Below are 25352 nucleotides of genomic sequence, written 5' to 3' on the forward strand. Positions count from 1 at the left end.
GACCCGCGTTCAGAGCAGCCCGGCCGTCCGCGCGGTGACGACCGCCCGGACCCGGTTTCCTGCGTCGAGCTTGCGCATGGCCGAGTGCAGGTAGGCCTTCACCGTCACCACGGTGATCCCCAGCTCGGCGGCGATCTCGGCGTTGCTCGCACCGGTCTCCACCAGCCGCAGCGCCTGCACCTCGCGCGGGGTCAGCGAGGGGCCCGGAACGCCCGGCTGCGGTGCGGGAGAGAGGTTACGGCCGGTCAGCTCGTCGTGGATCCGGGCGAGGCGGGCGCGCAGCGCGGGGTCGCCGGTGCTGCGGGCCAGCTCGGCCAGCTCGTCGAGCGCCCCGGCCGCGGTGGGCGCGAGGGGTTCGGGCCGGGCCCGCCGGGCCAGCAGCCCGGTGACCTCGTGGCCGAAGCGGGCGGTCGCGGCAACGGCGTTGCGGACGGCGACGTCGCCGATCGGGCCGTCGTCACGCACGGCGCCGTAGACCACCGCCCGCACCGCCCCGGCGACGACGACCGGCTGGGCCAGGATCGAGGTGAGCCGCTCGCGGCCCACGACGACGTGGTCGTAGTCGTGGGTGATGCCGGTGGTGGAGGCGTAGTCGGTGACGCGGCAGGGGATCGCCCGGACCATCGCCGCGCCGCCGAGGCCGCGCCCGGCGACGACGTTGAGCAGCCGCAGCGACTCGCCGTAGGTGCCGCTGAGCCGGCTGATCGTGAGCTGCCGTTCCCCGGCGACGGCGTGCGTGCTGCCGCCGAACACCACCGGCAGTCCGGTGCGGCGGCCGAACTCGGCCAGGTGACGGGGCAGGACCTCGTCGACGGCGCGGCGCACGGCGTCGTCGGAGCCGTCGGAGCCGGCGCCGTCGGAGTGGGGGACGTCCGGGCGCGGGGGACCGGCATCGATCGTCACCGTCGCCTCCTCGCGCCGTACCGACTTCGGTCGGTACCGCGGTCCTCCCGGGCCCGACCATGCTGCTCGGCGACCGTAGCCCGAGCTCGACGAGGAGCGCAGCAGATGCCGGCCACCAACCACGAGATCTATCGCGACGCCCGGGACCGGCTCGTCGCCCAGCACGACGAGTACGACAAGGCCGTGGCCGACTTCCGGTGGCCGGAGTTCGACGGTCCGTTCCAGTGGGCGCACGACTGGTTCGACGTGATCGCCGACGGCGACACCCGCACCGCGCTGCGGATCGTCGAGGAGGACGGCAGCGAGGGCGCCTGGACCTACGACGAGCTGCGCCGCCGGTCGAACCGGCTGGCCCGCGGCCTGGCCGGTCTCGGCGTGCGGCGCGGGGACAGTGTGCTGGTGATGCTGGGCAACCGGGTCGAGCTGTGGGAGACCATGCTCGCGGTGATGAAGCTCGGCGCGGTGATCATGCCGACGACCACCGCACTCGGCGCCGTCGACCTGCCCGACCGCCTCGAGCGGGGCGGCGCGCGGTTCGTCGTCGCCGACGTCGCGTGCGCGGAGAAGTTCGACGGCCTGCTCGACGGGCGGGTGGCGATCGCCGTGGGCGGTTCCGCGGACGGCTGGACCGGCTACACCGACGTCGACTCGCCCGACGACTCCGCGCTGGAGCACCCCGGCACCGCCCCGGACGACCGGCTGCTCCTCTACTTCACCTCCGGCACCACCAGCCGCCCGAAGCTCGTCGAGCACACCCAGGTCTCCTACCCGGTCGGGCACCTCTCGACGATGTACTGGCTGGGCATCGCCCCCGGCGACGTGCACCTCAACATCAGCTCGCCCGGCTGGGCCAAGCACGCCTGGAGCTGCTTCTTCGCGCCGTGGATCGCCGGGGCGACGATCGTCGTCCACAACTACGCCCGGTTCGACGCCGCGGCGCTGCTCGCCCAGCTCCGCGAGAAGGCCGTCACGACGTTCTGTGCGCCGCCGACGGTGTGGCGGATGCTGATCAAGGCCGACCTGTCCGGCGGCCCGGGGTCGCTGCGCGAGGTCATCGCGGCCGGGGAGCCGCTGAACCCGGAGATCATCGAGCAGGTGCGACGGCAGTGGGGGCTGACCCTGCGCGACGGGTTCGGCCAGACCGAGACCACCGCCCAGGTCGGCAACACCCCCGGCCAGGTCGTGAAGCCCGGGTCGATGGGCCGGCCGCTGCCGGGCGTCCCGGTGGTCCTGGTCGACGAGGCCACCGGGGAGGTCTCCGAGCGCGAGGGCGAGATCTGCATCGACCTCGCCCAGCGGCCGGTGAGCCTCATGGCCGGCTACCTGGACATGCCAGAGCGCACCGCCGACGCGATGGCAGGCGGCTTCTACCACACCGGCGACACCGCGACCCGCGACGACGACGGCTACCTGTTCTACGTCGGGCGCACCGACGACGTGTTCAAGGCCAGCGACTACAAGATCTCGCCGTTCGAGCTGGAGAGCGTGCTCGTCGAGCACCCGGCGGTGCTGGAGGCCGCGGTCGTGCCGCAGCCGGACCCGGTGCGCCTCGCCGTCCCGAAGGCCTACGTGGCCCTCGCGCCCGGCTTCACGCCCGATCGGGAAACGGCACTGGCGATCTTCCGGCATACGCGCGACAATCTGGCGCCGTACCTGCGGGTGCGGCGGCTCGAGTTCTCCGAGCTGCCCAAGACGATCTCCGGAAAGATCCGGCGGGTGGAACTGCGGGCCCGCGAACGCGACGACGCCGAGGGCGTGGCTGTCACCGAGTGGCGCGACGACGCATTTCCGGAGTTGAAGTCGTGATCGGTTCCGCAGTTGCGGCCATAGGCGGGGCCTGTCGGGGTATCGGATAGAACGTTTTGACGCGCACCGGTCCGGCCCATACCGTCGGAAGCGCGCGCTGCCGAGGTCGCGCGGAAAATCGGGCGCGATCTCGTGGCGCCCGATCCTTCATTCGTTCCTGAGGAAAGGGCCGCCCGCAGAATGCTGCAGTTAGCCGGACGGCCGTGGGTACGCGCCGCCATGGCTGTGTTCGTCGGAGCCTGGGGTGTGAACCAGTTCACGCCGATGGCCACGGTGTACCGCCTCGACGAGCACTGGTCCAGCCTGCGGGTCGCGGCCATGTTCAGCATCTACCTGCTGGGCCTGCTGCCGGCCCTGCTCTGGGGTGGGCCTGCGTCGAACCGGCACGGCCGCAAGATCGTCAAGCACGCGTTGCTGCTGTCCTGCTGCGCGAGCCTGCTGCTCAGCGCCGCCACGCCGTTCGGGGAGCTCGGCCAGACCGCGGTCTTCATCAGCCGCTTCGTCACCGGCCTGTCCTGCGGGGTGATCCTCTCCGCGGGCACGGCCTGGGTCGGTGAGCTGTCGGTCGGCCACGGTCCGCCCGGGGCCGGCGCCCGCCGCGCCACGCTGACCGCCGCCGGAGGTTTCGGTGGCGGTGCGCTGGCGTCCGGGATCATGATGCAGTTCCTGCCCTACCCGGCGATCATCCCGGTGCTGGTGCACGCGGCGCTGACCCTCGGTGCGTACTTCGCGTTGCGCGGTCTGCCCGACGGCGTCCCGCCGCATCTGGTCCCGCACGGCAAGCGGGGTGTGAACTGGGAGGCCATCCGGCATCCGCGGTTCCGCCGGATCGTGCTGCCCGCCGGGCCCGCGGTGTTCGCCGCGGCCACCGTCGCCTACGTCGTGCTGCCGTCGCTGGTCGCGGACAAGGTCGCGTCCTACGCCCCGCTGTTCAGCGGGATCGTCGCGGCGGTGACGCTCGGCGTCGGGATCATCTCGCAGCCGATCGCGGTCCGGATCGACCGCGAGGGCAGCGCCCGGGCCATTCTCTTCGCGCTGATCATGGTCGTGATCGGGCTGTGCGTGGGTGCCTGGGCCGCCGCCTGGGACTCCCCGGGGCTGGTGGTGTTCGCCGCCGCCTGGCTGGGGTCGGGCTACGGCCTGGTGCTCGCCGCCGGGCTGCGCGAGATGGAGCGGCTCGCGCCGAAGGACGGGCTGTCCTCGGCGACCTCGATCTACCAGGGTCTCGCACACGGCGGGCTGCTCACGCCGCTGCTGCTCGCGCTCGGCTCCGGTGCCGCGCCCTACCCGGTCCTGCTGGTCAGCATGGCGGTGCTCGGCGTCGTGATCGTCGGCCTGGCCGCGCTGGCCAGCAGCATCCTGCGGACCCGCCACGCGCACCAGGAGGAGGTCCGCCAGCGCGGTGCCGCCCGTGGCCGCGGCCACGTCCGGGGTTCCGGCGGGTCGCCGCCCCCTCCTCCCGAGGAGTCCTCGTCGTACCCGACGACGCCGTCCTCCGCGGGCTCCCTCACGGACTCCGAGTCCGCATCTGCTGCTTCGGAAGGGGCATCGGCTCCGAAGGTGCGGAGCGTGTCCGACACAGGGCGTGACCTGGGGGGTTCGCCGTCCGCGGAGCACTGACCCGGCGGCGAGGACCCTGCGCGGTGACGCGTTAGCGCGTGGTGGAATGACGCATGCTGTTCCGCCAGCTCGAGTACTTCGTGGCGTTGGCCCGCGAGCGGCACTTCGCCCGCGCCGCGCAGGCCTGTCACGTGTCCCAGCCGGCCCTGTCCGAGGCGATCCGCAAGCTCGAGCACGAGCTCAAGGTCCCCCTGGTGCGGCGCGGCCACCGCTTCGACGGCCTGACGCCGGAGGGGGAGCGGCTCGTACGGTGGGCCCGCCGGATCCTCGCCGACCACGACTCCCTCAAGCAGGAGGTCGCGGCGCTCAAGGACGGTCTCACCGGGCAGCTGCGCCTCGGAGTCATCCCGGCCGCGACGAGCACCGCCACCCTGCTCACCGACCCGCTGTGCACCGCGCACCCGCTGGTCCGGGTCCGGCTCGACACCCGGCTCGGCTCGGGCGAGCTGCTCGAGCGGCTGCGGCGCCTGGAGCTGGACGCGGCCATCGTGCACCCGCCGGAGAACCCCGGTGCCGAGCTCGAGGTCCTGCACCTCTACGACGAGCGCCTCGTCCTCATCGCCGGCACGGCACTGCTCGCCGGCCGCAAGGACCCGCCCGAGTGGCAGGACCTGCTGGACCTGCCGATGTGCCTGTTGGACAAGGGCATGCGCAGCCGTGAGCTGTTCGACGACGCCCTGTCCCGCCGTGGGATGGAGGTCACCCCGCGGCTGGAGACCGACTCGCTGGTGGCGCTGGTCTCGCACGTCGCGACCGGGCGCTGGGTGAGCGTGCTGCCCGAGGTGTGGGCGCGCTCGCTGGCGTGGCCCGCCGGGGTGGCGACCGTCCCGCTGGACGACCTGCCCGTGGAGGCGCCGGTGGCGCTGGTGCTGCCGTCCGCGGACCCGCTGCCGCTGCTGGCCGGGGAGCTGGTGTCCATCGCGCGGCGGATCGCGACGCCGCGGCTCGACGAGGCCGTGACGGCCGACGCCGTGGCGCCGGCAGCCGGAGCGGGCGTCCGCGGATAGGGTTCGTCCGGAGCACACACGAGCACCGGACGGGGTCTGATGATGGAGGACGGCGCGCAGCGGACGCGCGGCGCGGCGATCGGGACGGGCGTCACCTGGCTGGCCCGCTGGAGCCTGCGGTTCGCACTGATCTGTCTCGGGCTGGTGATCATCGGCTACGTGATCGGCCTGTTCTGGTCGATCGTCTGGCCGATCGTGCTGGCGATCCTGCTGACCACGGTGCTGCGCCCCCCGGCGGGCTGGCTGATCCGGCGCGGGGTGCCCGCCGCGCTGGCCGCGGCGATCGTGCTGCTGGTGGCCGTGGGCGTCGTCGCGGGGATCTTCGTGGCGATCGCACCGTCGGTCGCCGAGCAGACCCAGCAGATCGCCGACGGCGTCGTCGCCGGGATCGGGCAGATCCGGGGTTGGCTGGAGGGCCCGCCGTTCAACCTCGGCGACGGTCAGCTCGGCCAGATCCTCGACCAGGGCACCCAGCAGCTCCAGCAGTCCGCGAGCTCGATCGCCGGTGGTGTGCTGACCGGGGTGACGGCGTTCGCGTCCGGGCTGCTGAACCTGGTCCTGGCCCTGGTGCTGGCGTTCTTCTTCGTCAAGGACGGCCCGCGGTTCGTGCCGTGGCTGGTCGGCGTCGTCGGGCCGCGCGCGGGCCGGCACATCGCCGAGGTGCTCGGCCGGATGTGGGCGGTGCTCGGCGGGTTCATCCGGGTACAGGCCCTGGTCAGCGCGATCGACGCGATCCTGATCGGGATCGGGCTGCTGGTCCTCGGCATCCCGCTGGCGCTGCCGCTGGCCGTGCTGACCTTCCTCGGTGGGTTCATCCCGATCGTCGGTGCGGTGGTCGCCGGGGCGCTCGCGGCGCTGATCGCGCTGGTCACCAAGGGCCTGACGACGGCTCTGCTGGTGCTGATCCTGATCGTGGTCGTGCAGCAGCTCGAGGGCAACGTCCTGCAGCCGTTCCTGCAGGGGCAGAGCCTCAAGCTGCACGGCGCGGTCGTGCTGCTCGGGGTCACCGCGGGCAGCTCGCTGGGCGGGATCGGCGGCGCGTTCCTCGCGGTGCCGGTCGCTGCCGTCGTCGCGGTGCTGCTGCGCTACCTGGGCGAGCAGATCGACCGGCACGACCCGACGGTGCCCGACCCGGAGCCGGCCGACGAGTCGGTCGCGCCCCCGGCGGACGAGACCGGGGCCGAGGACTCGGACGACACCGGCGAGGGCGCGGTCCCTGCGACGGAGTGAGCCGGCCGCCGCGCGGGGCCCGGACGTGCAGGACCGGCCCGTCCGCCCCGGGTCGGGGGCATCGCTCGAGGCGGGCGAGCCGGTCCGGGGACGAGTGTCGGCAGGCGGGGGAGCCCGTCGTAGGGCCGAAGGTCCCCCGACGCTCGTATGCTCGGCGTAACGGATCTCTCGTCGGCTCCGCGGCGGAACACCGCAGGACGTCGTGGTGTTGACCGGAGCGGAACCACAGAGCAGGAGGTGCAGACGTGACCGAGACCGCCGTACTCGCGGGCGGGTGCTTCTGGGGCGTGCAGGACCTGATCCGCAAGCGTCCCGGGGTCGTGTCCACCCGCGTCGGCTACACCGGCGACGACCGGACGCCGAACGCCACGTACCGCCGCCACGGCGACCACGCCGAGGCCGTCGAGATCGTCTTCGACCCCGAGGTGATCTCCTACCGCGACATCCTGGAGTTCTTCTTCCAGATCCACGACCCGTCGACCAAGGACCGGCAGGGCAACGACGTCGGCCGCAGCTACCGGTCGGCGATCTTCTACCTGACCGACGAGCAGCGGAAGGTCGCTCTCGACACGATCGCCGACGTCGACGCCTCCGGTCTCTGGCCGGGCCGGGTGACCACCGACGTCGTGCCGGCCGGGGACTTCTGGGAGGCCGAGCCGGAGCACCAGGACTACCTGGAGAAGTTCCCGTACGGCTACACCTGCCACTTCCCGCGTCCGGGATGGGTCCTGCCGAGGCGGACCGCCGCGTCCAGCTGACGCTCGTCGCCACCACAGGTGGCCGGGGCCGCGAGCTGATGGGCCGGGCGGCAAGTCGACGGGCCGGACCGCGAGCTGATCGGCCGGACCTCGAGCTGATGGGCCGGGCCGCGAGTCGACGGGCCGGACCTCGAGCTGATGGGCCGGGGCCGCGAGTTCGCTCGCGCCCCGGCCCGTTCGCGTGTCCGGGGCCGCTCGCCGTACATGATCGGCCGCGACGAGGGGTTCGGTCCCATCTCCGGCGGCGACGTCCTCTGCCGCGTTGATCCGGTGGCTCGTGGGCTGCCCATGATCGGCGATCTGCCGGTGTCCGGTGCCGGACGTGGCACCGATGCCCGGCAGAACGGTGATCTCGTCTGCCCGGCCTCCCCGTGCGCTGCCGCGCGTCCATGATCAGCGACGTCGAGGTCGCGCCGTGGCGGCCGGGCGAGCTGACGGGACCCGGCTGGGGCGCTACCGGCGCCGCGATGAAGTGCCGCGGCCCGGTCGCCGTGTGGCTGGGCCTGCCGCTGATCACACTCGGGATCTACAGCCTCGTCTGGTACTACAAGATCCACCGCGAGATGGCGGACTTCGACCCGCGCCGCACGCAGCCCGTCGCGGGCCCGATGCTGGTGCTGCTGTTCCTGAGCTGGACCGGCATCGCGACGCTGATCTCGTTCTACAACACCGGTAACCGGATCGCCGCCGCCCAGCGTTCCGCGGGGATCGCAGTCACCTGCAACCCGGTGATCGGCCTGCTGCTCTGCTTCGTGTTCGGCCTGCAGGTCCTGTACTACCAGGGCGAGCTGAACAAGATCACCGAGGCGTACGCGGTCCCCGAGGGCACCCAGGTCCTGCTGGCCGGCTGACCGCGGCGCCCATGATCAGCGGCCGTGCGGGATCCGGTGCCACTTCCGGCACCGGATCCCTCGGATGTGGTGATCATGGGCTGCCCATGGCCCGGAGCCGCCCATGATCGGCGGTTTGCCGGTGATCGGTGCCGTATGTGGCACCGGACACCGGCAGAACGGTGATCTTGTGAGCCGGACGGGTGCGCGTGGCGGCGCCGAGCCCATGATCGGCAGCTGCGAGGGGTTCGGTGCCACTTCTGGCACCGAACCCCTCGGAATCGGTGATCACGGCGACGGCGTGGACAGGGGGCGACCGCGCGGGGTGCGCCGCGACGACAGCCGGACGCCTGGGCCGGCGATCAGACGGCGTGTGCGCGGAAGCTGCGGAGCCGGAGGCTGTTGAGCACCACGCACACCGAGCTGACGGCCATCGCCGCACCGGCGAGCATCGGGTTGAGCAGCCCGAACGCGGCCAGCGGGATCGCGGCGGTGTTGTAGCCGAACGCCCAGAACAGGTTGCTCTTGATCGTGCCGAGTGTCTTGCGGGACAGCCGGATCGCGTCCACCGCGGCGCGCAGGTCGCCGCGCACCAGGGTGATGTCCGAGGCCTCGATGGCCACGTCGGTACCGGTGCCCATGGCCAGTCCGAGGTCGGCGCGGGCCAGGGCGGCGGCGTCGTTGACGCCGTCGCCGACCATCGCGACGACCTTCCCCTCGCCCTGCAACCGTTCGACGACGGCCAGCTTCTCCTCCGGCAGCACGTCGGCGACGACGGCGTCCGCGGCGATCCCGACCTCGCGGGCCACCGACTCGGCGACGGCCCGGTTGTCCCCGGTCAGCAGCATCGGGGTGATCCCCAGGTCGCGGAACCCGGCGACGGCCTCCGCGGAGGTGTCCTTGATCCGGTCGGCGACGACGAGCACCGCGCGGGCGACGCCGTCCCAGGCCACGGCGACGGCGGTGCGCCCGGCGGCGGCTTCCCGCTCGGCGGCCGCGGCCAGCTCACCGGTCAGGGCGATCCCGTGCTCGGCGAGCAGCCGCGGGCGCCCGGCGAGCACGTCGTGGGAGTCGACGACGCCCTCGACGCCGAGCCCGGGGTGGTTGGCGAACCCGGTGACCGCGGGCAGCGGGCCGGTCCGCTCGGCCGCGGCCGCGGCGATCGCGGCGGCGACCGGGTGCTCGGACGCGGCCTCCAACGCCCCGGCGAGCCGCAGTGCGGTCGCCTCGGCCACCTCGGCGGCACTGCCGGAGCCCGCAGCGTCCTCGAAGCTCGCAGCGTTCCCGGAGCTCGCAGCGTCCACGGAGCCCGCGTCCCTGAGGTCCGTAGCGTCCCCGGACCCCGCGTGCCCGAGGCCCGCGGCGCCCACGGCGTCGGGTGTGTAGACGCCGTGCAGCGTCATCGTCCCGGTGGTGACGGTGCCGGTCTTGTCCAGCACGACGGTGTCCACCCGCCGCGTCGACTCCAGCACCTCCGGGCCCTTGATCAGGATGCCGAGCTGGGCGCCGCGGCCGGTGCCGACCAGCAGCGCCGTCGGCGTCGCGAGACCGAGCGCGCACGGGCAGGCGATGATCAGTACGGCGACGGCGGCGGTGAACGCCGCGGTGACGTCGCCGTCGAGCACCAGCCAGGCGGCCAGGGTGCCCAGCGCCAGCACGATGACGACCGGCACGAAGATGCCGGAGATCCGGTCGGCGAGGCGCTGCACGGCGGCCTTGCCGCTCTGCGCGTCCTCGACCAGGCGGGCCATCTGCGCGAGCCGGGTCCCGGACCCGACGCGGGTGGCGCGCACGACCAGCCGGCCACCGGCGTTCACCGTGGCCCCGACGACCGTGTCCCCGGCCGCGACCTCCACCGGCAGCGACTCGCCGGTGAGCATCGACGCGTCGACCGCGGACCGCCCCTCGACGACCTCGCCGTCGGTGGCGATCTTCTCGCCGGGCCGCACGACGAACCGGTCGCCGACGGCGAGCCGCTCGACCGGCACGCGGTGCTCGGTGCCGTCGTCGCCGAGGACGGCGACGTCCTTCGCCCCCAGCTCCAGCAGCGCCCGCAGCGCGGCCCCGGCCCGGCGCTTGGCGCGGGCCTCGGCCCAGCGCCCGGCCAGCACGAACGTGATGACGCCCGCGACGACCTCGAGGTAGATGCTGTCGGCGTGGTGCGTGCGCTCGATGGTGAACGTGAACGCGTGCCGCATCCCGGGGATGCCTGCCGTGCCCAGGAACAGGGCGTAGAGCGACCAGCCCATCGCCGCCGTCGTCCCCAGCGACACCAGGGTGTCCATGGTCGCGGCGCCGTGCCGGGCGTTGGTGAGTGCGGCCCGGTGGAACGGGGCGCCGGCCCACGCCCACACGGGCAGGGTCAGTACCAGCGCCGCCCACTGCCAGTTCGTGAACTGCCAGGCGGGCACCATCGACAGCACGATCACGACCGCCGACAGCACCGCGGAGACGGCGAGCCGGTCCCGCAGCGAGCGGACCTCGGCGTCGGGGTCGGTGTCCTCGCCGGTACCGGCGGGGGTGGCGGTGTAGCCGGCCGCCTCGACGGTCTCGACCAGCCGGTCGAGGCCGAGCCCCGACGGCGTGGAGACCGTCGCCTTCTCGGTGGCGTAGTTGACGGTGGCGGAGACGCCGTCGAGCTTGTTGAGCTTGCGTTCGACGCGGTTCGCGCACGAGGCGCAGGTCATCCCGCCGATGGCGAGCTCGACCTCGTGCTGCGGGGCGCCGTCACGCTGCTGGACGCTGGTCACGGCGGCCTCCTAGGCCAGCTGGTAGCCGGCCTCCTCGACGGCGGCCTTGACGGCGTCGTCGGAGAGGGGGGCATCGCTGGTGACGGTGACCGCGCCGGTCGGCAGGTCGACGTCGACGGCGGTGACGCCGTCGATCTCGGAGACCTCCTCGGTGACCGAGGCGACGCAGTGCTGGCAGGTCATGCCGGTGACGGTGTAGGTGGCGGCGCTCATGGGCTGTCCTTCCTCGCGTGGGGGAGCGGTCGGATCAGGAACGGACCAGCCGTGCGATCGCGGCGCTGGCCTCGCTGATCTTCTCGTCGGCCATGCCGCCGCCCTCGGCGACGGCGTCGGCCACGCAGTGCTTGAGGTGCTCGTCGAGCAGACCGAGGGCGACGGCCTCCAACGCCTTGTTCACGGCCGAGATCTGGGTCAGGACGTCGATGCAGTACTTGTCCGACTCGATCATCTTCGTGAGCCCGCGGACCTGTCCCTCGATGCGGCTCATCCGCTTGAGGTACGCGTCCTTGGCGTCGTGGTATCCGTTCACGCCGGTCCTCCCTCGTGCACTACGCCTCCACCGTACCCCTGGGGGGTAGGGGTGTGCCAGGGATGCGCGTCACCGTCCGCCGTGTGCCTTGGCCCGCTCCTTGCGCTCCACCGAGCCGTGCACGACCTGGACCTTGTCCCCGACCTGCAGGAAGTCGAAGAACGCCGGCGCGTCCTTCGGGCCCAGCTTCACGCAGCCGGCCGAGGCGCGGTTGAGGTTGCCGCCGTGGAAGGCGACGCCGCCGTCGGCGAAGAACACCGTGTACGGCATCCGCGCCGGACGCCCGTCCGGGCCCTTGTACTCGCCGCTGCGGTGGTCGCGCTCCTTGCGGTACACCCGGAACGAGTGCCCCACCGGGGTCTCCTGGCCCTTGCCGCCGATGGTGACCCGCAGCGGCCCGCGCACGACCTTGCCCTTGTCGACCAGCCAGGCCTGCCGGGTCTCCAGGTCCACGCACGCACGCACCGACACCGAGCAGGGTGTGCCGGGCGCGGCCGACTCGGCCCACGCCGCACGGGCGGCCTTGCTGGGGCCGGACTCGGCGGTGGCCGCGACGGCGGTCCCGCTGAGGCCGATCCCGGCGGCCAGCACGAGGGCGCCGATCACGGTCCGGCGGGCTCGGGGGTGCTCGCGCATCGGTACTCCTCGCATGTCCGGCGGCCGGGGACCCGCCGGTTCGTGTGTGCTGTGCCGCGTCACCCGTGCGGGTGGCGTCTCGATGATGCAGACGTGTCCGGATCCTCCGGGTTGCCCCCTGGTGGGGCGGCGCGGCGAACGGATCGAACGCCGCGCCGAACGGGCGAACGGGCGGGCGGTACGTCCACCGGCGTGATATCGGCCGCACCGGTGCATCACCACGCGCTACCACCGGGTAGTCAGGACGTCGGACCACGCCCACAGGTGGTCGCCGGACCGAGGCGGCTGTGAACGGCAGGAGGACTGCATGCGAACCGGACCCGGGCCCGGCCGCACCGACGGACCGCACGCAGCGGTGTCCGAGGCCGTCCGCATGCACCGCCGCGCCACCCGCTGGCGTGACGTGCTCGTCGTCGTCCTGGGGCTGGTGGCGGCATGCGGCCTGGTCCTGGCGGCGCTCGCGGCCTGGTCGTCGTACGAGCCGGTGCACGAGCGTGCGGCCGCGGAGAAGGGCACCCGGATCCCGGTCCGCGGCGTCGTCGTCCACAGGGCCTCCTCGCTCGCGGACCTGCAGGCCGGGCAGCAGGCGGCGACGGTGAGCTGGCCCGGGCCGGACGGACGCCCGCGCACCGGTGACACCGCGCTCGGTGCGTTCTCCGACGTCGGCGACCAGGTGCTGCTGTGGACCGACCGCAGCGGTGCCCTCACGGCCCCGCCGACCACCGACGGCGACGCGATCGTCGTCGCGGTCACCGCCGGGCTGCTGACGCTCGTCGGCTCGAGTCTGCTGCTGGCCCTGTGCTGGCGGGGAGGTGTCCGCTGGACGGGCACGCGGCTGGACCGGGCGTGGGAACTGGGCTGGGCCGCAGTGGAACCCGAGTGGTCGGGGCGCCGCCGCGCCTGACCGGAGGGCTCCGATACTCCCCCTGGGGTGGCGGGTCAATGTGGCGTGCCCCACACTTGACGGGTGAGTGCCCCCGCAGCACGTCGGCCCGGGACCCCCGCCCCGGCCGGGCCGACGTCCCCCGCCGCGATCGGACCTGCGCCGACGGTCCACCCGGCGCCCCGTACGTTCCGCCCGGCGCCGCGGCGTCCCGCCGGTCCGCCCGACCCCGCGCAGGAGGTCGAACGCCTCCGGCACAACCTGCGCCGCGTGCTCGCCGGCCTGCACTGGCCCGCCGCCCGCTGGCAGATCCTCGCCGAGGCCGAGGCGTGGGGGGTGAGTGGCGTGGTCCGCCACCAGCTCGTCCCGCTGCCCGAGGGTCGTTACCCGTCGGTCGACGCGATCGTCGAGATGCTGGTCGCGCTCGCCCGCGGCGGCGTCCACCCGGGCCGTCCGGCACGGCCCGGGCAGCCGCCCTCGCCACCTCCTGCTCGTCGCAGGCCGTAGCAGGTCGTCACAGTCACAGTCACCGGCGCAGGCAGGCGGTCGCGCGCCCGAGGTCACAGACGCTCGCGATGCTCCTCCGGCAGCGCCGCGAGCCACGTCCGCCGCAGCTGCTCGGCCGACGTCGCGTCGAGCTCGCCGGGCAGCCGCAGCCGGGACAGCCCACCGTCCGGGAACACGTCCAGGCGCAGGTGCGTGGCGGCGCCCGCGTCGGGCAGCAGGAACCGGTGCCGGGTGTCCGGCTGCACCGGCTCACGCTCCAGCAGCGGCCGCCACGCCGCGTCCGCGGCGCGGTCGTCGCGCACGCTCACCGTCACCCAGCCGGGTGCGTTCCCGACGAACCAGGTCGTGTCCACCTCGACATGGCGCGGCACGCCTGCCGCGGCCAAGGCGAACTCGACCCAGTCGTTGCCGCCGTCGCGCCGGCGCGCGTTCTCCCAGCCCTCACCCATGTGCCGTGCCTTCCCGGGCGCGATCATGTTGGCGGGCGAGGAGTAGAACTCGTCCGAGCAGCCGGTGACGTAGCCGCCGTTCTCGGTGGCCAGCAGGTCGACGGTGCCGTCGAGGAACCGCGGGTCCGGCAGCACCCGGCCGAGCACCCGGAGCCGGGCGACGCCGCCGTCGGGATGGATCAGCAGCCGGACGTGGGTGAAGCGGCGGTCGTCGGCGACGTCGTAGACGTTCTCGGTGTGCCCGGCGCACGCCGAGCGCGGAACGATCTCGTGCCAGGTCGCCTTGGCCAGCTCGTCCGCCGAGGGGTAGCCCTCCACCGAGGCGGCCTCCACCGAGACCTCAGGCGGGTAGTTGCCCTTGAACCAGGCCGTGTCGACGACCACGTGGTCGACCACCCCCGCCGCGCCGAGCCGGACGAGCGCCCAGTCGAACCCCGGCTCACGACGACGGCGGGTCTCCCACCCGTCGTAGACCTTGCCCTTGAGCCCGAACTCGTCCGGGTCGAACCGCGGCGGCGCCGCGGTGATCAGGTTCTCGCGCTGGGCGAAGAACTCGTCGTTGGCGGCGACCACCGACGCGCCGAGCACGCGGGAGGCCAGATCGGTCAGGGACGGGTCGGGCATGTCTTCTCCTTACCAGGCAGGACCGCCGCAGCGGCGGTCTCGTCGCGGGCGATCCGGCGGCCGGTCTCGCGCAGCAGCGCCGCCGTGCGGGTCATGGCGTCGGCGGGGTCGTCGACGAGGTCGGTCAGGGCGTGCGCCGCGGCGAACCCGGCGCCGGCGACCTCGTCCGGGCTCAGCGCCACCTGCCCGGCGACGGCGACGACCGGCACCCCGGCGTCCCGGGCCGCCGCCGCGACGCCCGCCGGGGCCTTGCCGTGCAACGTCTGCGCGTCCAGGCGGCCCTCGCCGGTGACGACGAGCCCCGCCCCGCGCAACGCCTCCGGAAAACCGGTGAGCTCCAGGACGGTGCCCACCCCCGGCCGCAGCACGGCGCCGGCCAGGGCGATGAGCCCCAGCCCGGCCCCGCCCGCCGCCCCGTACCCGGCATCACCGCGCAGCGCAGCCGGGGTGGTGCGGGGCGCGCGGCTCGCCGCGGCTGCCAGCACGGCGGCCCAGCGGCCCAGGGCCGCGTCGAGCAGCTCGACCTGGACCGGGGTGGCGCCCTTCTGCGGCCCGTAGACGGCGGCCGCGCCGTGCGGGCCGGTCAACGGGTTGTCGACGTCGGCGGCCAGCACGATCCGGGCCGCACCCAGCCGCGGGTGCAGCCCGGTGAGGTCCAGCCGGTCCGCTGCACCCAGCGCCGCCCCACCGGGCGGCAGGTCCCGGCCGTCGGCGTCGAGCACGCGGGCACCCAGGCCGCGCAGCACCCCGGCGCCGCCGTCGGTCGTCGCACTCCCGCCGAGACCGACGACGATCTCGGTCGCCCCTGCGTCGAGCGCGTGCGCGATCACCGTGCCCAGGCCCTCGGTGCCCGCCCCGAGCGGGTCGAGCACCCCGCACGGCAGCACCCCCAGCCCGGACGTGGCCGCCAGCTCCACCAGCGCGGTGCCGTCCCGGCGGGCGTAGGTCGCGGTGAGACATCGCCCGGTCGGGCCGGACGCCGGCACGGAGACCGGCGTCCAGCCCGCCGCGAGCGCGGCGGCCACGGTGCCCTCGCCGCCGTCGGCGACCGGGCAGCACCGGACCTCGCGGCCCGGGTCGGCCTCGGCGATCCCGGCGGCCAGGGCCGCGGCCACTCCGGCCGCGTCGAGCGAGCCCTTGAACTTGTCCGGGGCGAGCAGGATCGGAGTCACGGCAGGCCCGCCACCGACGTGGGCGCGTCCTCCGGCCCGGTCGCGAGGGCCTCGAACTCGGTGACGGCGTCGATCTCGCCGCCGCTCATCGCGATGTTCGTGACCCGCGCCAGCACGATCTCCACGACGACCGGCACCTTGTGCTCGCGGGCCAGCTCACCGGCCCGGCGCAACGCGCCCTCCAGCAGCTCCGGGTCGGTGACCCGCAGCCCGACGCACCCCAGCCCCTCGGCGACGCGGACGTGGTCGACGCCGTAGCCCTTCGGCAGGTCACCGTCGGGGTCGGCGTTGAGGTTGTCGAAGCCGAGCTGCACCTGGAAGTCCATCTCGAACGCCCGCTGCGCCTGCCGGATCAGCCCCAGGTAGGAGTTGTTGACCACGACGTGCACGTAGGGGATCGAGAACTGCGCCCCGACGGCCAGCTCCTCGAGCATGAACTGGAAGTCGTAGTCCCCGGAGATCGCGACGACCGGCGACGACGGGTCCGCGACCGAGGCGCCCAGCGCGGCCGGGATCGTCCAGCCCAGCGGCCCCGCCTGACCGCAGTTCACCCAGTGCCGCGGCCGGTAGACGTGCAGGAACTGGCCGGCCGCGATCTGGGACAGCCCGATCGCCGTCACGTAGCGGGTCTCCGGGCCGAACACCCGGTTCATCTCCTCGTACACCCGCTGCGGCTTGATCGGGATGTCGGTGAAGTGGGTGCGGCGCAGCATCGTCGCCTTCCGCTCCCGGCACGCCTCGGCCCACGCGGTGCGGTCCGGCAGCGTCCCGGCGTCGCGCCGGCGGCGGGCCTCGTCGAGCAGTACCCGCAGCGCCGCCCCGGCGTCGGAGACGACGCCGTAGTCCGGGGCGAACACCCGCCCGATCTGGGTCGGCTCGATGTCGACGTGCACGAACGTGCGCCCGCGGGTGTAGGTGTCGAGCCCGCCGGTGTGCCGGTTGGCCCACCGGTTCCCGATCCCGACGACGACGTCGGAGGCCAGGAAGCTCGCGTTGCCGTAGCGGTGCGCTGTCTGCAGCCCCACCATCCCGGCCGCGAGCGGGTGGTCGTCGGGGATCGCGCCCCAGCCCATCAGGGTCGGCACGACCGGCACGCCGAGGATCTCGGCCAGCTCCACCAGCTCGGCGGAGGCGTCGGCGTTGATCACCCCGCCTCCGGCGACGATCAGCGGCCGCTCCCCGGCGGCCAGCATGTCGAGGATCTTCGACGCCTGCGCCTGCGTCGCCGCTGGACGGTGCACCGGCAGCGGCTCGTAGGTGTCCGGGTCGAAGTCGATCTCGGCCTGCTGCACGTCGACCGGCAGGTCGATCAGCACCGGGCCCGGCCGCCCGGAACGCATCAGGTGGAACGCCTGGGCGAACGCCCCCGGCACCTGCCCGGGCTCCAGCACCGTCATCGCCATCTTGGTGACCGGCGCCGCGACGGCCGCGATGTCGACGGCCTGGAAGTCCTCCTTGTGCAGCCGGGCCACCGGCGCCTGCCCGGTGATCGCCAGGATCGGCGTGGAGTCCGCCGCCGCCGAGTACAGCCCGGTGACCATGTCGGTGCCCGCGGGACCGGACGTCCCGATGCAGACGCCGATGTTCCCGGCCCCGGAGCGGGTGTAGCCCTCGGCCATGTGCGAGGCACCCTCGACGTGCCGGGCCAGCACGTGCCGGATGCCCGGCCCGCCCTCGCTTGCCCGGCGGCGCATGGCCGCGTAGAGCGGGTTGATCGCCGCACCGGGCACGCCGAACGCCTGGGTGGCGCCCTCGATCTCCATGATCCGCACGACCGCGTCGACGGTCCGCATGCGCGTCATGAGCTCGCCCCGTTCAGCCTCGCGACGGTGCGCAGCAGCGCCGAGTGGTCCAGGTCGCCGTCGCCCGCGGCGCGGGTCGCGGCCACCAGCTGCGCGACGAGCGCGGCCACCGGCGTCACGACGCCGGCCTGGCGCGCGGACTCGGCGACGATGCCCATGTCCTTGTGGTGCAGGTCGATCCGGAAGCCGGGCGCGAAGTCGCCGTCGAGCATCTTCTGCGCCTTCTGGTTCAGCACCGCCGACCCGGCGAGCCCGCCGCCGAGCACCTCGATCGCGGCGGGCAGGTCGGCGCCGTGCGCCTGCAGGAACGTGACCGCCTCGGCGAGCAGCGCGATGTTGCCCGCGACGATCAGCTGGTTCGCGGCCTTCACGGTCTGCCCTGCCCCGGCCGGCCCGACATGGACGACGGTTTTCCCGACGACGTCGAGCAGCGGGCGGGCGTCGGCCACGTCCGCGTCGGCGCCACCCACCATGATCGACAGGGCGGCGTTCTCGGCGCCTGCCTGGCCGCCGGAGACCGGCGCGTCGATCATGCGCAGGCCGCGGTCCGCGGCCTGCTGCGCCAGGTCCCGGGCGACGTCCGGGCGGATCGTGGAGAAGTCGACGATCAGCGTGCCCGGCTTGGCGGTGTCGAAGACCGCCCCGGTCACGACGTCGGTGACGTCGGGGGAGTCGGGCAGCATCAGCGCGACGATGTCGGCGCCGTCGACGGCACCGGCCGCCGAGTCCGCGGCCCGGCCCCCGGCCTCGACCAGCTGCTCGGTCTTCTCCGGGCTCCGGTTGAACCCGACGACGTCGTACCCGGCTCCGGCGAGGTGGCGGGCCATCGGCCCGCCCATGATCCCGAGACCGATGAAGGCGACCGTGCTCATGCGCGTGCTCCCTCGAACGCGTCCAGCCACGCGAACGGCGCGGCTGTGGTGGGCTTGTACTCCAGCGCGACCGGGCCGGTGTAGCCGGCGGCCTTCACCTGCTCGACGAGCGCGGCGATCGGCAGCTCCCCGGTGCCGGGCTCGCCGCGCCCCGGGGCGTCGGCGATCTGGACGTGGCCGATCCGGTCGGCGTAGCGCTCGATCGCCGCGGACGGGTCGTCGCCGTTGACGGCCAGGTGGTAGACGTCGAGCAGCAGCTTCAGGTCCGGCGAGCCGACGGCGTCGAGCACCGCGACGGCCTCGGCGGCGGTCGTGATCGGGTAGGCGGCGGTGCCGCTGACCGGCTCCAGCAGCGCGACGGCGCCGATCCGGGCGGCGGCGCGGGCGGCCAGGGCGAGGTTCTCCCGGGCGAGCTCGTCCTGCTCCTGCGCGGCGACGCCCTCGATCCGGTTGCCGTACAGGGCGTTGAACCCGAGGGTGCCGAGCTGCTCGCCGATGCCGACGGCCACCTCGACGTTGTCGGCGAACGCGGTCGCCCGCCGCGGGTCGGACAAGATGCCGCGCTCGCCGCCGGGCATGTCGCCGGCGTCGAAGTTGAGGCCGGTGAGGGTCACCCCGGCGTCGCGGACGGCGCGGACGAACGCGTCGACGTCGGCGTCGGCCGGGACGGACCGGTCGAACGGCCACCAGAACTCGACGCGCTCGAACCCGGCCGCCGCGGCGGCGGCGGGGCGTTCGAGCATCGGGCGGTCACCGAAGACGATCGAGCAGTTGACCGTCAGCGGCAGGGGGAAGGAATGCGGGGACACGGGCGGCCTCCACGGTGAGGTCGGATGCGGTCGGTGACCCGGTTCAGACCGGGTCGGGCAGGCCCCGGTAGGCCCGCCACCCGGCGTGCCGGGTGATGTCGGTGAGCTCGCCGGCCTGGTTCTCCTGCACGCCGGGCCGCAGCCCGACGGCGAGGACGTCGCGGCCGTCGTCGAGCTCGATGACGGTGAGCTCCAGCTCCGGCGGCTCGTCCGGCAGGAAGTCGGTGCGGATCGCCGACAGCGGGACGTCGTAGATCTCGCCCGCCAGGGGCACGCCGCCGGTCGGGTCCTCGACCAGGGCGGGGAACTCGTCGCGGACGGAGAACATCCGGTAGTGCGGCGCGGTGCGGACCTCGCCGAGGAAGGGGTGGTCCGACACGTTGTGGTGCAGCCGGCCGCCGCGCATGGCGTCGCCGGAACAGAACAGTGCGGTCACCTGTCGATCTCCGTTCGCTTGTTTCGTGATGTTGATTTCACGATGCGGAAGCACCGTTTCGTACTGCGATTAGAACTGGACCAGAACGTGGGGGCGGGTGTCAAGGGTGCTGCCGGGCGGCCGTGCGTGTCGATCACCTGCGGATCCGTCGCCTCCGGGTCCTTGACGGCGGTGCGGACGGCTCCTAGCTTTATTTCGCCAGTCAACACCGTAATTCCGCATCGCGGAATATGAGTGAGGGAGCCCAATGGCGGGACCCGACATCACCCGAGGCGCCGAGGCCGCTGCGCGGCAGGCGGGCGACGGCCCGGCCGGCGACGCTCCGCCCGGCCTCGAGCCGCGGCTCTACAACGCCGACCTGGCGCCGACCTCGCGGACCGGACGCACCTGGCGGGCGTACAACATCTTCACCCTCTGGGCCGGCGACGTGCACAGCCTCGGCAACTACGGCTTCGTCCTCGGACTCTTCGCGCTCGGCCTCGGCGGGTGGCAGATCCTCGCCGCCCTCGGCCTCGGTGCGCTGGGACTGCTGGTCCTGCTCACCGTGTCCGGCGAGATGGGCCGGCGGACAGGGGTCCCGTTCCCGGTCCTGTCCCGCATCGCGTTCGGGGTGCGGGGCGCGCAGCTGCCCGCGCTGATCCGCGGCGTCGTCGCGATCGCCTGGTTCGGCATCCAGACGTACCTCGCCACCCAGGTCCTCATGGTGATGGTGCTGGCCGTCGCGCCCGGTGCGGCGGCGTGGGACGCCGTCGAGTTCCTCGGGCTGTCCGGGCTGGGCTGGGTCTGCTTCCTCGCCCTCTGGGTGCTCCAGGTGGCGATCCTGCTGCGCGGCATGGAGGGCATCCGCCGCTACGAGGCGTTCGCCGGCCCGGTCGTGCTGCTGACGCTGCTGGCGCTGGCGGTCTGGATGCTGGCGCGCACCGGGCCCTCGATCGCGCTCGCGCCGCCGCGGCCGCTCACCGGCGGGGCGATGTGGTGGCAGATCCTGGCCGGGGCGTCGCTGTGGACCGCGATCTACGGCACGTTCCTGCTGAACTTCTGCGACTTCACCCGCGGTGCGACGTCGGCGCGGGCCATCCGGCGCGGCAACTTCTGGGGCATCCTGCCGAACTCGTTGTTCTTCGGGGCCATCGCCGTCGTGCTCGCGGGCGGGCAGCTGACGATCGACGGGCAGACCATCGAGAGCCCGGCCGACGTCGTCCGGACCATCCCGAACACCCCGCTGCTGCTGCTCGCCTCGGCCGCGCTGCTGGTCCTGACGGTCGCGGTCAACCTCATGGCCAACTTCGTCGCCCCCTGCTACGCGCTGGCCAACCTGATGCCGCGCACGCTGGACTTCCGCCGGGCCGGGATCGTCGCCGCGCTGATCGGCGTCGTGATCCTGCCGTGGAACCTCTACGACTCGCCGGTCGTGATCGTCTACTTCCTGGGTGTGCTCGGCGCGTTGCTCGGGCCGCTGTTCGGCATCGTCGCGGCCGACTACTGGCTGGTGCGCCGCGGCCGGATCGACGTCCCCGGCCTCTACACCGACCGGCCCGGGACGACCTACCACTACCGCAGCGGGGTGAACGTGCGCGCCGTCGTCGCGTTCGTGCCGTCCGCGGCGATCGCCGTGGCGCTGGGCTTCGTCCCGGCGCTCGAGGACGCCGCCCCGTTCTCCTGGTTCGTCGGCGCCGCACTGGGGGCGGTGCTCACCGTGGCCCTCGCGCCGCGTGGGGAACACCACGAGCAGGTGTCCGGCGAGTCGATCTCCGTGGAACCCTCCCGCCACTGACCAGCCGATCCGGAAAGGGCGCACGTGCGCATCCTCGTCGTCAACGTCAACACGACCGCCTCGGTCACCGAGGCGATCGTCGCCTCCGCCCGCGCCGTCGCCGCTCCCGGCACCGAGATCGTCGGGATCACGCCGGAGTTCGGTGCGGAGTCGGTGGAGGGCAACCTCGAGAGCTACCTGGCCGCCGTCGGGATGGCCGACGCGGTGTCCCGGCTGCTGCGTGCCGGGGAGCCCTTCGACGCCGTCGTGCAGGCCGGGTACGGCGAGCACGGCCGCGAGGCGCTGCAGGAGCTGCTCGACGTGCCCGTCGTCGACATCACCGAGGCCGCCGCCGCGACGGCGATGTACCTGGGGCACCGCTACTCGGTGGTGACCACGCTGGACCGCACGGTCCCGCTGATCGCCGACCGGCTGCTGCTGGCCGGGCTGGACCGGCGCTGTGCTTCGGTGCGCGCCTCCGGGCTGGCGGTGCTGGAGCTGGAACAGGAGCCGCAGCGTGCGGTCGCGGCGATCGTGGAGCAGGCTCGGCTGGCCATCGACGAGGACCGGGCCGAGGTGATCTGCCTCGGCTGCGGCGGGATGGCGGGGCTGGAGGACCACGTGCGCGCCGAGACCGGCGTGCCCGTGGTCGACGGGGTACCGGCGGCGGTCACCGTCGCCGAGTCGCTGGTACGCCAAGGACTGACGACGTCGAAGGTGCGGACCTACGCCGCACCACGACCGAAGAGGATCAGCGGGTTCCCGCTGGCCGGGGGAGAGGCGACATGACCGACACCGACGTCCCACCCGAGCGCAGGCGCCGTGGCTCCGGCCGCGGCCTGCGGTTCGGCCTCGCCGTCCTGCCCTGGCTGGGCTTCCTCGGCGGCGTACCGTTCGCGAACCGCGTCGAGCCCTACGTCCTGGGGCTGCCGTTCCTGCTGTTCTGGGTGGTCACCTGGGTGGTGCTGACCGCGGTCTGCATGTCGCTGGTCTACGTCACCGACCCGGTCAACCGGACCCGTGACCCCGAGGCGGGTGCCCGCCGATGATCGTCGCACCGATCGTGCTCGTGCTGTTCCTGGTCGCGGCGTTCGCGCTCGGCCTGCTGTCGCGCCGCGGCAAGGACATGGACCTGGAGCAGTGGAGCGTCGGCGGCCGCGGGTTCGGCTCGGTCCTGGTGTTCCTGCTGCTCGCCGGCGAGATCTACACGACGTTCACGTTCCTGGGCGCCAGCGGCTACGCCTACAGCTACGGCGGCGCCTCCTACTACATCCTCTGCTACGGCGCCCTGGCCTACGTCATGTCCTACTGGCTGGCCCCGGCGATCTGGCGCTACGCCGCCCGCGAGCGGCTGGTCTCCCAGCCCGACTGGTTCGTGCGCAAGTACCGCAGCCGCGGCCTCGGGCTGCTCGTGTCGATCATCGGCGTCGTCGCGATGGTGCCCTACCTGCAGCTCCAGCTCACCGGTCTCGGGATCATCGTCGAGGAGACCAGCTACGGCGCGCTGTCGAGTACCGCGGCGATCTGGATCGGCGCGATCGTGCTGGCCGCCTACGTGATCGTCGCCGGGATCCACTCGGCCGCCTGGAACGCGGTGCTCAAGGACATCCTGGTGCTGGTGGTCGTGGTGGCGATCGGGATCTACATCCCGGTCCACTTCTTCGGCGGCCTCGGGACCATGTTCGACACCGTCGAGACCGCGAAGCCCGGCTTCCTCGCTCTCGCCGACGCCTCGCACGACACCGGATGGTTCCTCACCTCGGTGCTGCTCTCCGCGCTCGGCTTCTTCATGTGGCCGCACTACTTCGGCGCGGTCTACGCCGCGAAGGACGAGCAGACCTTCCGGCGCAACGCCATGTTCCTGCCGCTCTACCAGCTGATCCTGCTGTTCGTGATCTTCGTCGGGCTCACCGCGTCGGTCGCGGTCCCCGGACTGGCGCAGGGCGACCTGTCGCTGCTGCGGGTCGCGCGGGAGTCGCTGCCGCCGGTGGTGGTCGGCCTGGTCGGTGCGGCCGGGCTGTTCTGCGCGCTGGTCCCCGGCGCGATGCTGCTGACCACGTCGGCGACGATGCTCGCGCAGAACGTCTACCGCGAGTTCGTCCGCCCGAGCGCCACCGACGCCGAGGTCGGCCGGCTCGCGAAGATCCTCGTCCCGGTGGTCACCGCGATCGTGCTCTACCTGACCTTCCAGGGCGGCTCGGCGATCGTGAACCTGCTGCTCCTGGGCTACGCGTTCGTCACCCAGTTGCTGCCCGCGGTGCTCGCGAGCCTGCTGCGCCGCAACCCGGTGACCCGCTGGGGCGCCGGGGCCGGGATGGTCGTCGGCGTCGTCGTGGTCACCTGGCTGACCCTCGGCAAGATCAACACCGGGCAGCTGCTCCCGTTCCTGCCCGCCGCGCTCGGCCACCTCAACGTCGGCGTCGTCGCGCTGGTGGTGAACATCCTGGTCACCGCGGCCGTGTCCGCCCTGACCCGGTCCGAGACCCGATCCGACCGGCCCGCCGGGGACGACGACGTCCCGGCCGCCGTGACCGCGCGGCCCGCCCCGGCCGCGGGAGAGGACACCCCATGAGCCACGACCACGAACGCTTCGACCTGGTGGTCCGCGCGCGCCGTGTGATGACCACGGCCGGTGAGCAGCCCCGCGAGGTCGGGGTGAGTGCCGGGCGGATCGTCGCGATCGAGCCGCTCGGCAACGGCCTCGAGGGCGACCGCGTCCTGGAGCTCGCCGACGACGAGGTGCTGCTGCCCGGGCTCGTCGACACGCACGTGCACGTCAACGAGCCCGGCCGCACCGAGTGGGAGGGCTTCGCGTCGGCGACCCGGGCCGCCGCGGCCGGCGGGGTCACCACGATCGTCGACATGCCGCTGAACTCGATCCCGCCGACCGTCGACGTCGGGGCGCTGGAGGTCAAGCGCAAGGTCGCCGCCGACCAGGCCTACGTCGACGTCGGGTTCTGGGGCGGTGCGGTGCCCGGCAACATCGGTGACCTGCGCGGCCTGCACGACGAGGGCGTGTTCGGGTTCAAGTGCTTCCTGCTGCACTCCGGGGTCGACGAGTTCCCGCCGCTCGACGCCGACGAGATGGAACGCGACATGGCCGAGCTGGTCACGTTCGACGCCGTCATGATCGTGCACGCCGAGGACTCCCGGTCGATCGACAAGGCACCGGCCGCGAACGGGGCCCGCTACTCCTCGTTCCTTGCCTCGCGTCCGCGCGGCGCGGAGAACCTGGCGATCGCCGAGGTCATCGAGCGGGCGCGCTGGACCGGCTCCCGGGCACACGTGCTGCACGTGTCCAGCTCGGACGCGCTGCCGATGCTCGCCTCGGCCCGGCGCGACGGCGTCCGGATCACCGCCGAGACCTGCCCGCACTACCTGACGTTGTTCGCCGAGGAGATCCCCGACGGCGCCACCACGCACAAGTGCTGCCCGCCGATCCGTGAGGCCTCGAACCGGGAGCTGCTGTGGGAAGGGCTGCTGGAGGGCACGATCGACTGCATCGTGTCCGACCACTCGCCGTCCACGGTGGAGCTGAAGCTGCTCGACTCCGGTGACTTCGGGCAGGCCTGGGGCGGGGTGTCGTCGCTGCAGCTGGGGCTGTCACTGGTGTGGAGCGAGGCACGCCGGCGGGGGATCGGGCTGCAGCAGGTCGTGCAGTGGATGGCGTCGAAGCCCGCGGACCTGGTCGGGCTGACGAGCAAGGGCCGGATCGCACTCGGCTACGACGCGGACCTGACCGTCTTCGCACCGGACGCCGCGTACGTCGTCGACCCGGATCGGTTGCTGCACAAGAACAAGGTCAGCGCCTACTCCGGCCGGTCGCTGTCCGGGGTGGTGCGCCGCACGATCCTGGCCGGTGCCGACGTCGACGTGACCGGGACGCCGCGCGGACGGCTGCTGCGCCGGGGCGCGGTCGAGCGGCTCCCCGGGGGCGGGGAGGTCCCGCAGCATGACCCGGATCACGGCTAGACTT

At 73.3% G+C, this 25352-nt stretch carries 24 protein-coding genes; 13 read left to right on the forward strand and 11 right to left on the reverse strand.

Annotated features, from left to right (window positions below; genetic code table 11):
• Positions 1-9: 9 nt before the first annotated feature.
• A complete protein-coding gene (locus tag ACLE50_RS12710) occupies positions 10-903 on the reverse strand; it encodes a helix-turn-helix transcriptional regulator (protein ID WP_410943700.1) in 894 nt (297 codons plus the stop codon).
• A gap of 105 nt (positions 904-1008) precedes the next feature.
• On the opposite strand from ACLE50_RS12710, the gene ACLE50_RS12715 reads away from it, so the two are divergent.
• From ACLE50_RS12715 to ACLE50_RS12740, 6 genes are all read left to right on the forward strand, one after another.
• Positions 1009-2709 (forward strand): AMP-binding protein, encoded by a 1701-nt coding sequence (locus tag ACLE50_RS12715; protein WP_410943701.1) that lies wholly within the window; start codon positions 1009-1011, stop codon positions 2707-2709.
• 219 nt (positions 2710-2928) lie between these two features.
• On the forward strand, positions 2929-4329 hold the full coding sequence (locus ACLE50_RS12720; RefSeq protein WP_410943702.1) for an MFS transporter: 1401 nt from the start codon (positions 2929-2931) through the stop codon (positions 4327-4329).
• 53 nt (positions 4330-4382) lie between these two features.
• Positions 4383-5336, forward strand: coding sequence for a LysR family transcriptional regulator (locus ACLE50_RS12725; RefSeq protein WP_410943703.1), 954 nt, complete (start codon positions 4383-4385; stop codon positions 5334-5336).
• A 39-nt stretch (positions 5337-5375) separates the two neighbouring features.
• Positions 5376-6566 (forward strand): AI-2E family transporter, encoded by a 1191-nt coding sequence (locus ACLE50_RS12730; protein WP_410943704.1) that lies wholly within the window; start codon positions 5376-5378, stop codon positions 6564-6566.
• Positions 6567-6811: 245 nt separating this feature from the next.
• Positions 6812-7324, forward strand: coding sequence for a peptide-methionine (S)-S-oxide reductase MsrA (gene msrA, locus ACLE50_RS12735; protein ID WP_410943705.1), 513 nt, complete (start codon positions 6812-6814; stop codon positions 7322-7324).
• A gap of 389 nt (positions 7325-7713) precedes the next feature.
• Entirely contained in the window at positions 7714-8175 is a 462-nt protein-coding gene (locus ACLE50_RS12740; protein ID WP_410943706.1) for a DUF4234 domain-containing protein, read from the forward strand.
• Positions 8176-8516: 341 nt separating this feature from the next.
• Here ACLE50_RS12740 and ACLE50_RS12745 read toward each other — a convergent pair whose 3' ends face one another.
• The 4 genes from ACLE50_RS12745 to ACLE50_RS12760 form a co-directional block, all read right to left on the reverse strand.
• Positions 8517-10904, reverse strand: a complete 2388-nt coding sequence (locus ACLE50_RS12745) for a heavy metal translocating P-type ATPase (protein WP_410943707.1) — start codon at positions 10902-10904, stop codon at positions 8517-8519.
• 9 nt (positions 10905-10913) lie between these two features.
• Entirely contained in the window at positions 10914-11117 is a 204-nt protein-coding gene (locus ACLE50_RS12750; RefSeq protein ID WP_410943708.1) for a heavy-metal-associated domain-containing protein, read from the reverse strand.
• A 34-nt stretch (positions 11118-11151) separates the two neighbouring features.
• Positions 11152-11433: a metal-sensitive transcriptional regulator gene (locus tag ACLE50_RS12755; RefSeq protein WP_410943709.1), complete on the reverse strand. Its 282-nt coding sequence runs from the start codon at positions 11431-11433 to the stop codon at positions 11152-11154.
• A 69-nt stretch (positions 11434-11502) separates the two neighbouring features.
• The gene (locus ACLE50_RS12760; RefSeq protein WP_410943710.1) at positions 11503-12069 is read right to left on the reverse strand and encodes a L,D-transpeptidase; all 567 of its coding nucleotides are present in this window, start codon (positions 12067-12069) and stop codon (positions 11503-11505) included.
• 307 nt (positions 12070-12376) lie between these two features.
• On the opposite strand from ACLE50_RS12760, the gene ACLE50_RS12765 reads away from it, so the two are divergent.
• Both ACLE50_RS12765 and ACLE50_RS12770 read left to right on the forward strand, forming a co-directional pair.
• Positions 12377-12973 (forward strand): Rv1733c family protein, encoded by a 597-nt coding sequence (locus tag ACLE50_RS12765; RefSeq protein ID WP_410943711.1) that lies wholly within the window; start codon positions 12377-12379, stop codon positions 12971-12973.
• A gap of 63 nt (positions 12974-13036) precedes the next feature.
• Entirely contained in the window at positions 13037-13459 is a 423-nt protein-coding gene (locus tag ACLE50_RS12770) for a DUF2795 domain-containing protein (protein ID WP_410943712.1), read from the forward strand.
• A 53-nt stretch (positions 13460-13512) separates the two neighbouring features.
• Here the strand turns inward: ACLE50_RS12770 and alc are convergent, their stop codons facing one another.
• The 6 genes from alc to ACLE50_RS12800 are packed head-to-tail and all read right to left on the reverse strand — an operon-like array spanning position 13513 to position 19623.
• A complete protein-coding gene (alc, locus tag ACLE50_RS12775; RefSeq protein ID WP_410943713.1) occupies positions 13513-14532 on the reverse strand; it encodes an allantoicase in 1020 nt (339 codons plus the stop codon).
• Positions 14514-15704 carry a glycerate kinase gene (locus tag ACLE50_RS12780; protein ID WP_410943714.1) on the reverse strand — a complete coding sequence of 397 codons (1191 nt, stop codon included), beginning with the start codon at positions 15702-15704 and terminating at the stop codon, positions 14514-14516. Before ACLE50_RS12780 ends, alc begins: the two co-directional genes overlap by 19 nt.
• Positions 15701-17506 (reverse strand): glyoxylate carboligase, encoded by a 1806-nt coding sequence (gcl, locus tag ACLE50_RS12785; protein ID WP_410943715.1) that lies wholly within the window; start codon positions 17504-17506, stop codon positions 15701-15703. The genes ACLE50_RS12780 and gcl overlap by 4 nt, the downstream gene beginning before the upstream one ends.
• Entirely contained in the window at positions 17503-18378 is an 876-nt protein-coding gene (locus ACLE50_RS12790; RefSeq protein WP_410943716.1) for an NAD(P)-dependent oxidoreductase, read from the reverse strand. Before ACLE50_RS12790 ends, gcl begins: the two co-directional genes overlap by 4 nt.
• The gene (locus tag ACLE50_RS12795) at positions 18375-19187 is read right to left on the reverse strand and encodes a hydroxypyruvate isomerase family protein (protein WP_410943717.1); all 813 of its coding nucleotides are present in this window, start codon (positions 19185-19187) and stop codon (positions 18375-18377) included. Before ACLE50_RS12795 ends, ACLE50_RS12790 begins: the two co-directional genes overlap by 4 nt.
• 43 nt (positions 19188-19230) lie before the next feature.
• Entirely contained in the window at positions 19231-19623 is a 393-nt protein-coding gene (locus ACLE50_RS12800) for an allophanate hydrolase-related protein (RefSeq protein ID WP_410943718.1), read from the reverse strand.
• 247 nt (positions 19624-19870) lie between these two features.
• On the opposite strand from ACLE50_RS12800, the gene ACLE50_RS12805 reads away from it, so the two are divergent.
• The 5 genes from ACLE50_RS12805 to allB are packed head-to-tail and all read left to right on the forward strand — an operon-like array spanning position 19871 to position 25348.
• Positions 19871-21397, forward strand: a complete 1527-nt coding sequence (locus tag ACLE50_RS12805) for an NCS1 family nucleobase:cation symporter-1 (protein WP_410943719.1) — start codon at positions 19871-19873, stop codon at positions 21395-21397.
• A gap of 24 nt (positions 21398-21421) precedes the next feature.
• Positions 21422-22165, forward strand: coding sequence for an aspartate/glutamate racemase family protein (locus ACLE50_RS12810; RefSeq protein WP_410943720.1), 744 nt, complete (start codon positions 21422-21424; stop codon positions 22163-22165).
• Entirely contained in the window at positions 22162-22425 is a 264-nt protein-coding gene (locus ACLE50_RS12815) for a DUF3311 domain-containing protein (RefSeq protein WP_410943721.1), read from the forward strand. Before ACLE50_RS12810 ends, ACLE50_RS12815 begins: the two co-directional genes overlap by 4 nt.
• Positions 22422-23948 (forward strand): sodium:solute symporter family protein, encoded by a 1527-nt coding sequence (locus ACLE50_RS12820; protein WP_410943722.1) that lies wholly within the window; start codon positions 22422-22424, stop codon positions 23946-23948. The genes ACLE50_RS12815 and ACLE50_RS12820 overlap by 4 nt, the downstream gene beginning before the upstream one ends.
• Positions 23945-25348, forward strand: a complete 1404-nt coding sequence (gene allB, locus ACLE50_RS12825) for an allantoinase AllB (RefSeq protein WP_410943723.1) — start codon at positions 23945-23947, stop codon at positions 25346-25348. Before ACLE50_RS12820 ends, allB begins: the two co-directional genes overlap by 4 nt.
• The last annotated feature ends 4 nt before the right edge of the window (positions 25349-25352 follow it).

Source organism: Pseudonocardia phyllosphaerae, assembly GCF_046546475.1.
GTDB classification, from domain to species: Bacteria; Actinomycetota; Actinomycetes; order Mycobacteriales; family Pseudonocardiaceae; genus Pseudonocardia; species Pseudonocardia phyllosphaerae.

Excerpts from the sequence above, each read along its gene's own strand:
- ACLE50_RS12765 (WP_410943711.1), top strand. The coding sequence starts at position 12,377 with ATGCGAACCGGACCCGGGCCCGGCCGCACCGACGGACCGCACGCAGCG.
- ACLE50_RS12820 (WP_410943722.1), top strand. The coding sequence starts at position 22,422 with ATGATCGTCGCACCGATCGTGCTCGTGCTGTTCCTGGTCGCGGCGTTC.
- ACLE50_RS12730 (WP_410943704.1), top strand. The coding sequence starts at position 5,376 with ATGATGGAGGACGGCGCGCAGCGGACGCGCGGCGCGGCGATCGGGACG.
- allB (WP_410943723.1), top strand. The coding sequence starts at position 23,945 with ATGAGCCACGACCACGAACGCTTCGACCTGGTGGTCCGCGCGCGCCGT.
- ACLE50_RS12805 (WP_410943719.1), top strand. The coding sequence starts at position 19,871 with ATGGCGGGACCCGACATCACCCGAGGCGCCGAGGCCGCTGCGCGGCAG.
- ACLE50_RS12815 (WP_410943721.1), top strand. The coding sequence starts at position 22,162 with ATGACCGACACCGACGTCCCACCCGAGCGCAGGCGCCGTGGCTCCGGC.
- ACLE50_RS12725 (WP_410943703.1), top strand. The coding sequence starts at position 4,383 with ATGCTGTTCCGCCAGCTCGAGTACTTCGTGGCGTTGGCCCGCGAGCGG.
- gcl (WP_410943715.1), bottom strand. The coding sequence starts at position 17,506 with ATGACGCGCATGCGGACCGTCGACGCGGTCGTGCGGATCATGGAGATC.
- ACLE50_RS12720 (WP_410943702.1), top strand. The coding sequence starts at position 2,929 with ATGGCTGTGTTCGTCGGAGCCTGGGGTGTGAACCAGTTCACGCCGATG.
- ACLE50_RS12715 (WP_410943701.1), top strand. The coding sequence starts at position 1,009 with ATGCCGGCCACCAACCACGAGATCTATCGCGACGCCCGGGACCGGCTC.
- ACLE50_RS12790 (WP_410943716.1), bottom strand. The coding sequence starts at position 18,378 with ATGAGCACGGTCGCCTTCATCGGTCTCGGGATCATGGGCGGGCCGATG.
- ACLE50_RS12750 (WP_410943708.1), bottom strand. The coding sequence starts at position 11,117 with ATGAGCGCCGCCACCTACACCGTCACCGGCATGACCTGCCAGCACTGC.
- alc (WP_410943713.1), bottom strand. The coding sequence starts at position 14,532 with ATGCCCGACCCGTCCCTGACCGATCTGGCCTCCCGCGTGCTCGGCGCG.
- ACLE50_RS12740 (WP_410943706.1), top strand. The coding sequence starts at position 7,714 with ATGATCAGCGACGTCGAGGTCGCGCCGTGGCGGCCGGGCGAGCTGACG.
- ACLE50_RS12760 (WP_410943710.1), bottom strand. The coding sequence starts at position 12,069 with ATGCGCGAGCACCCCCGAGCCCGCCGGACCGTGATCGGCGCCCTCGTG.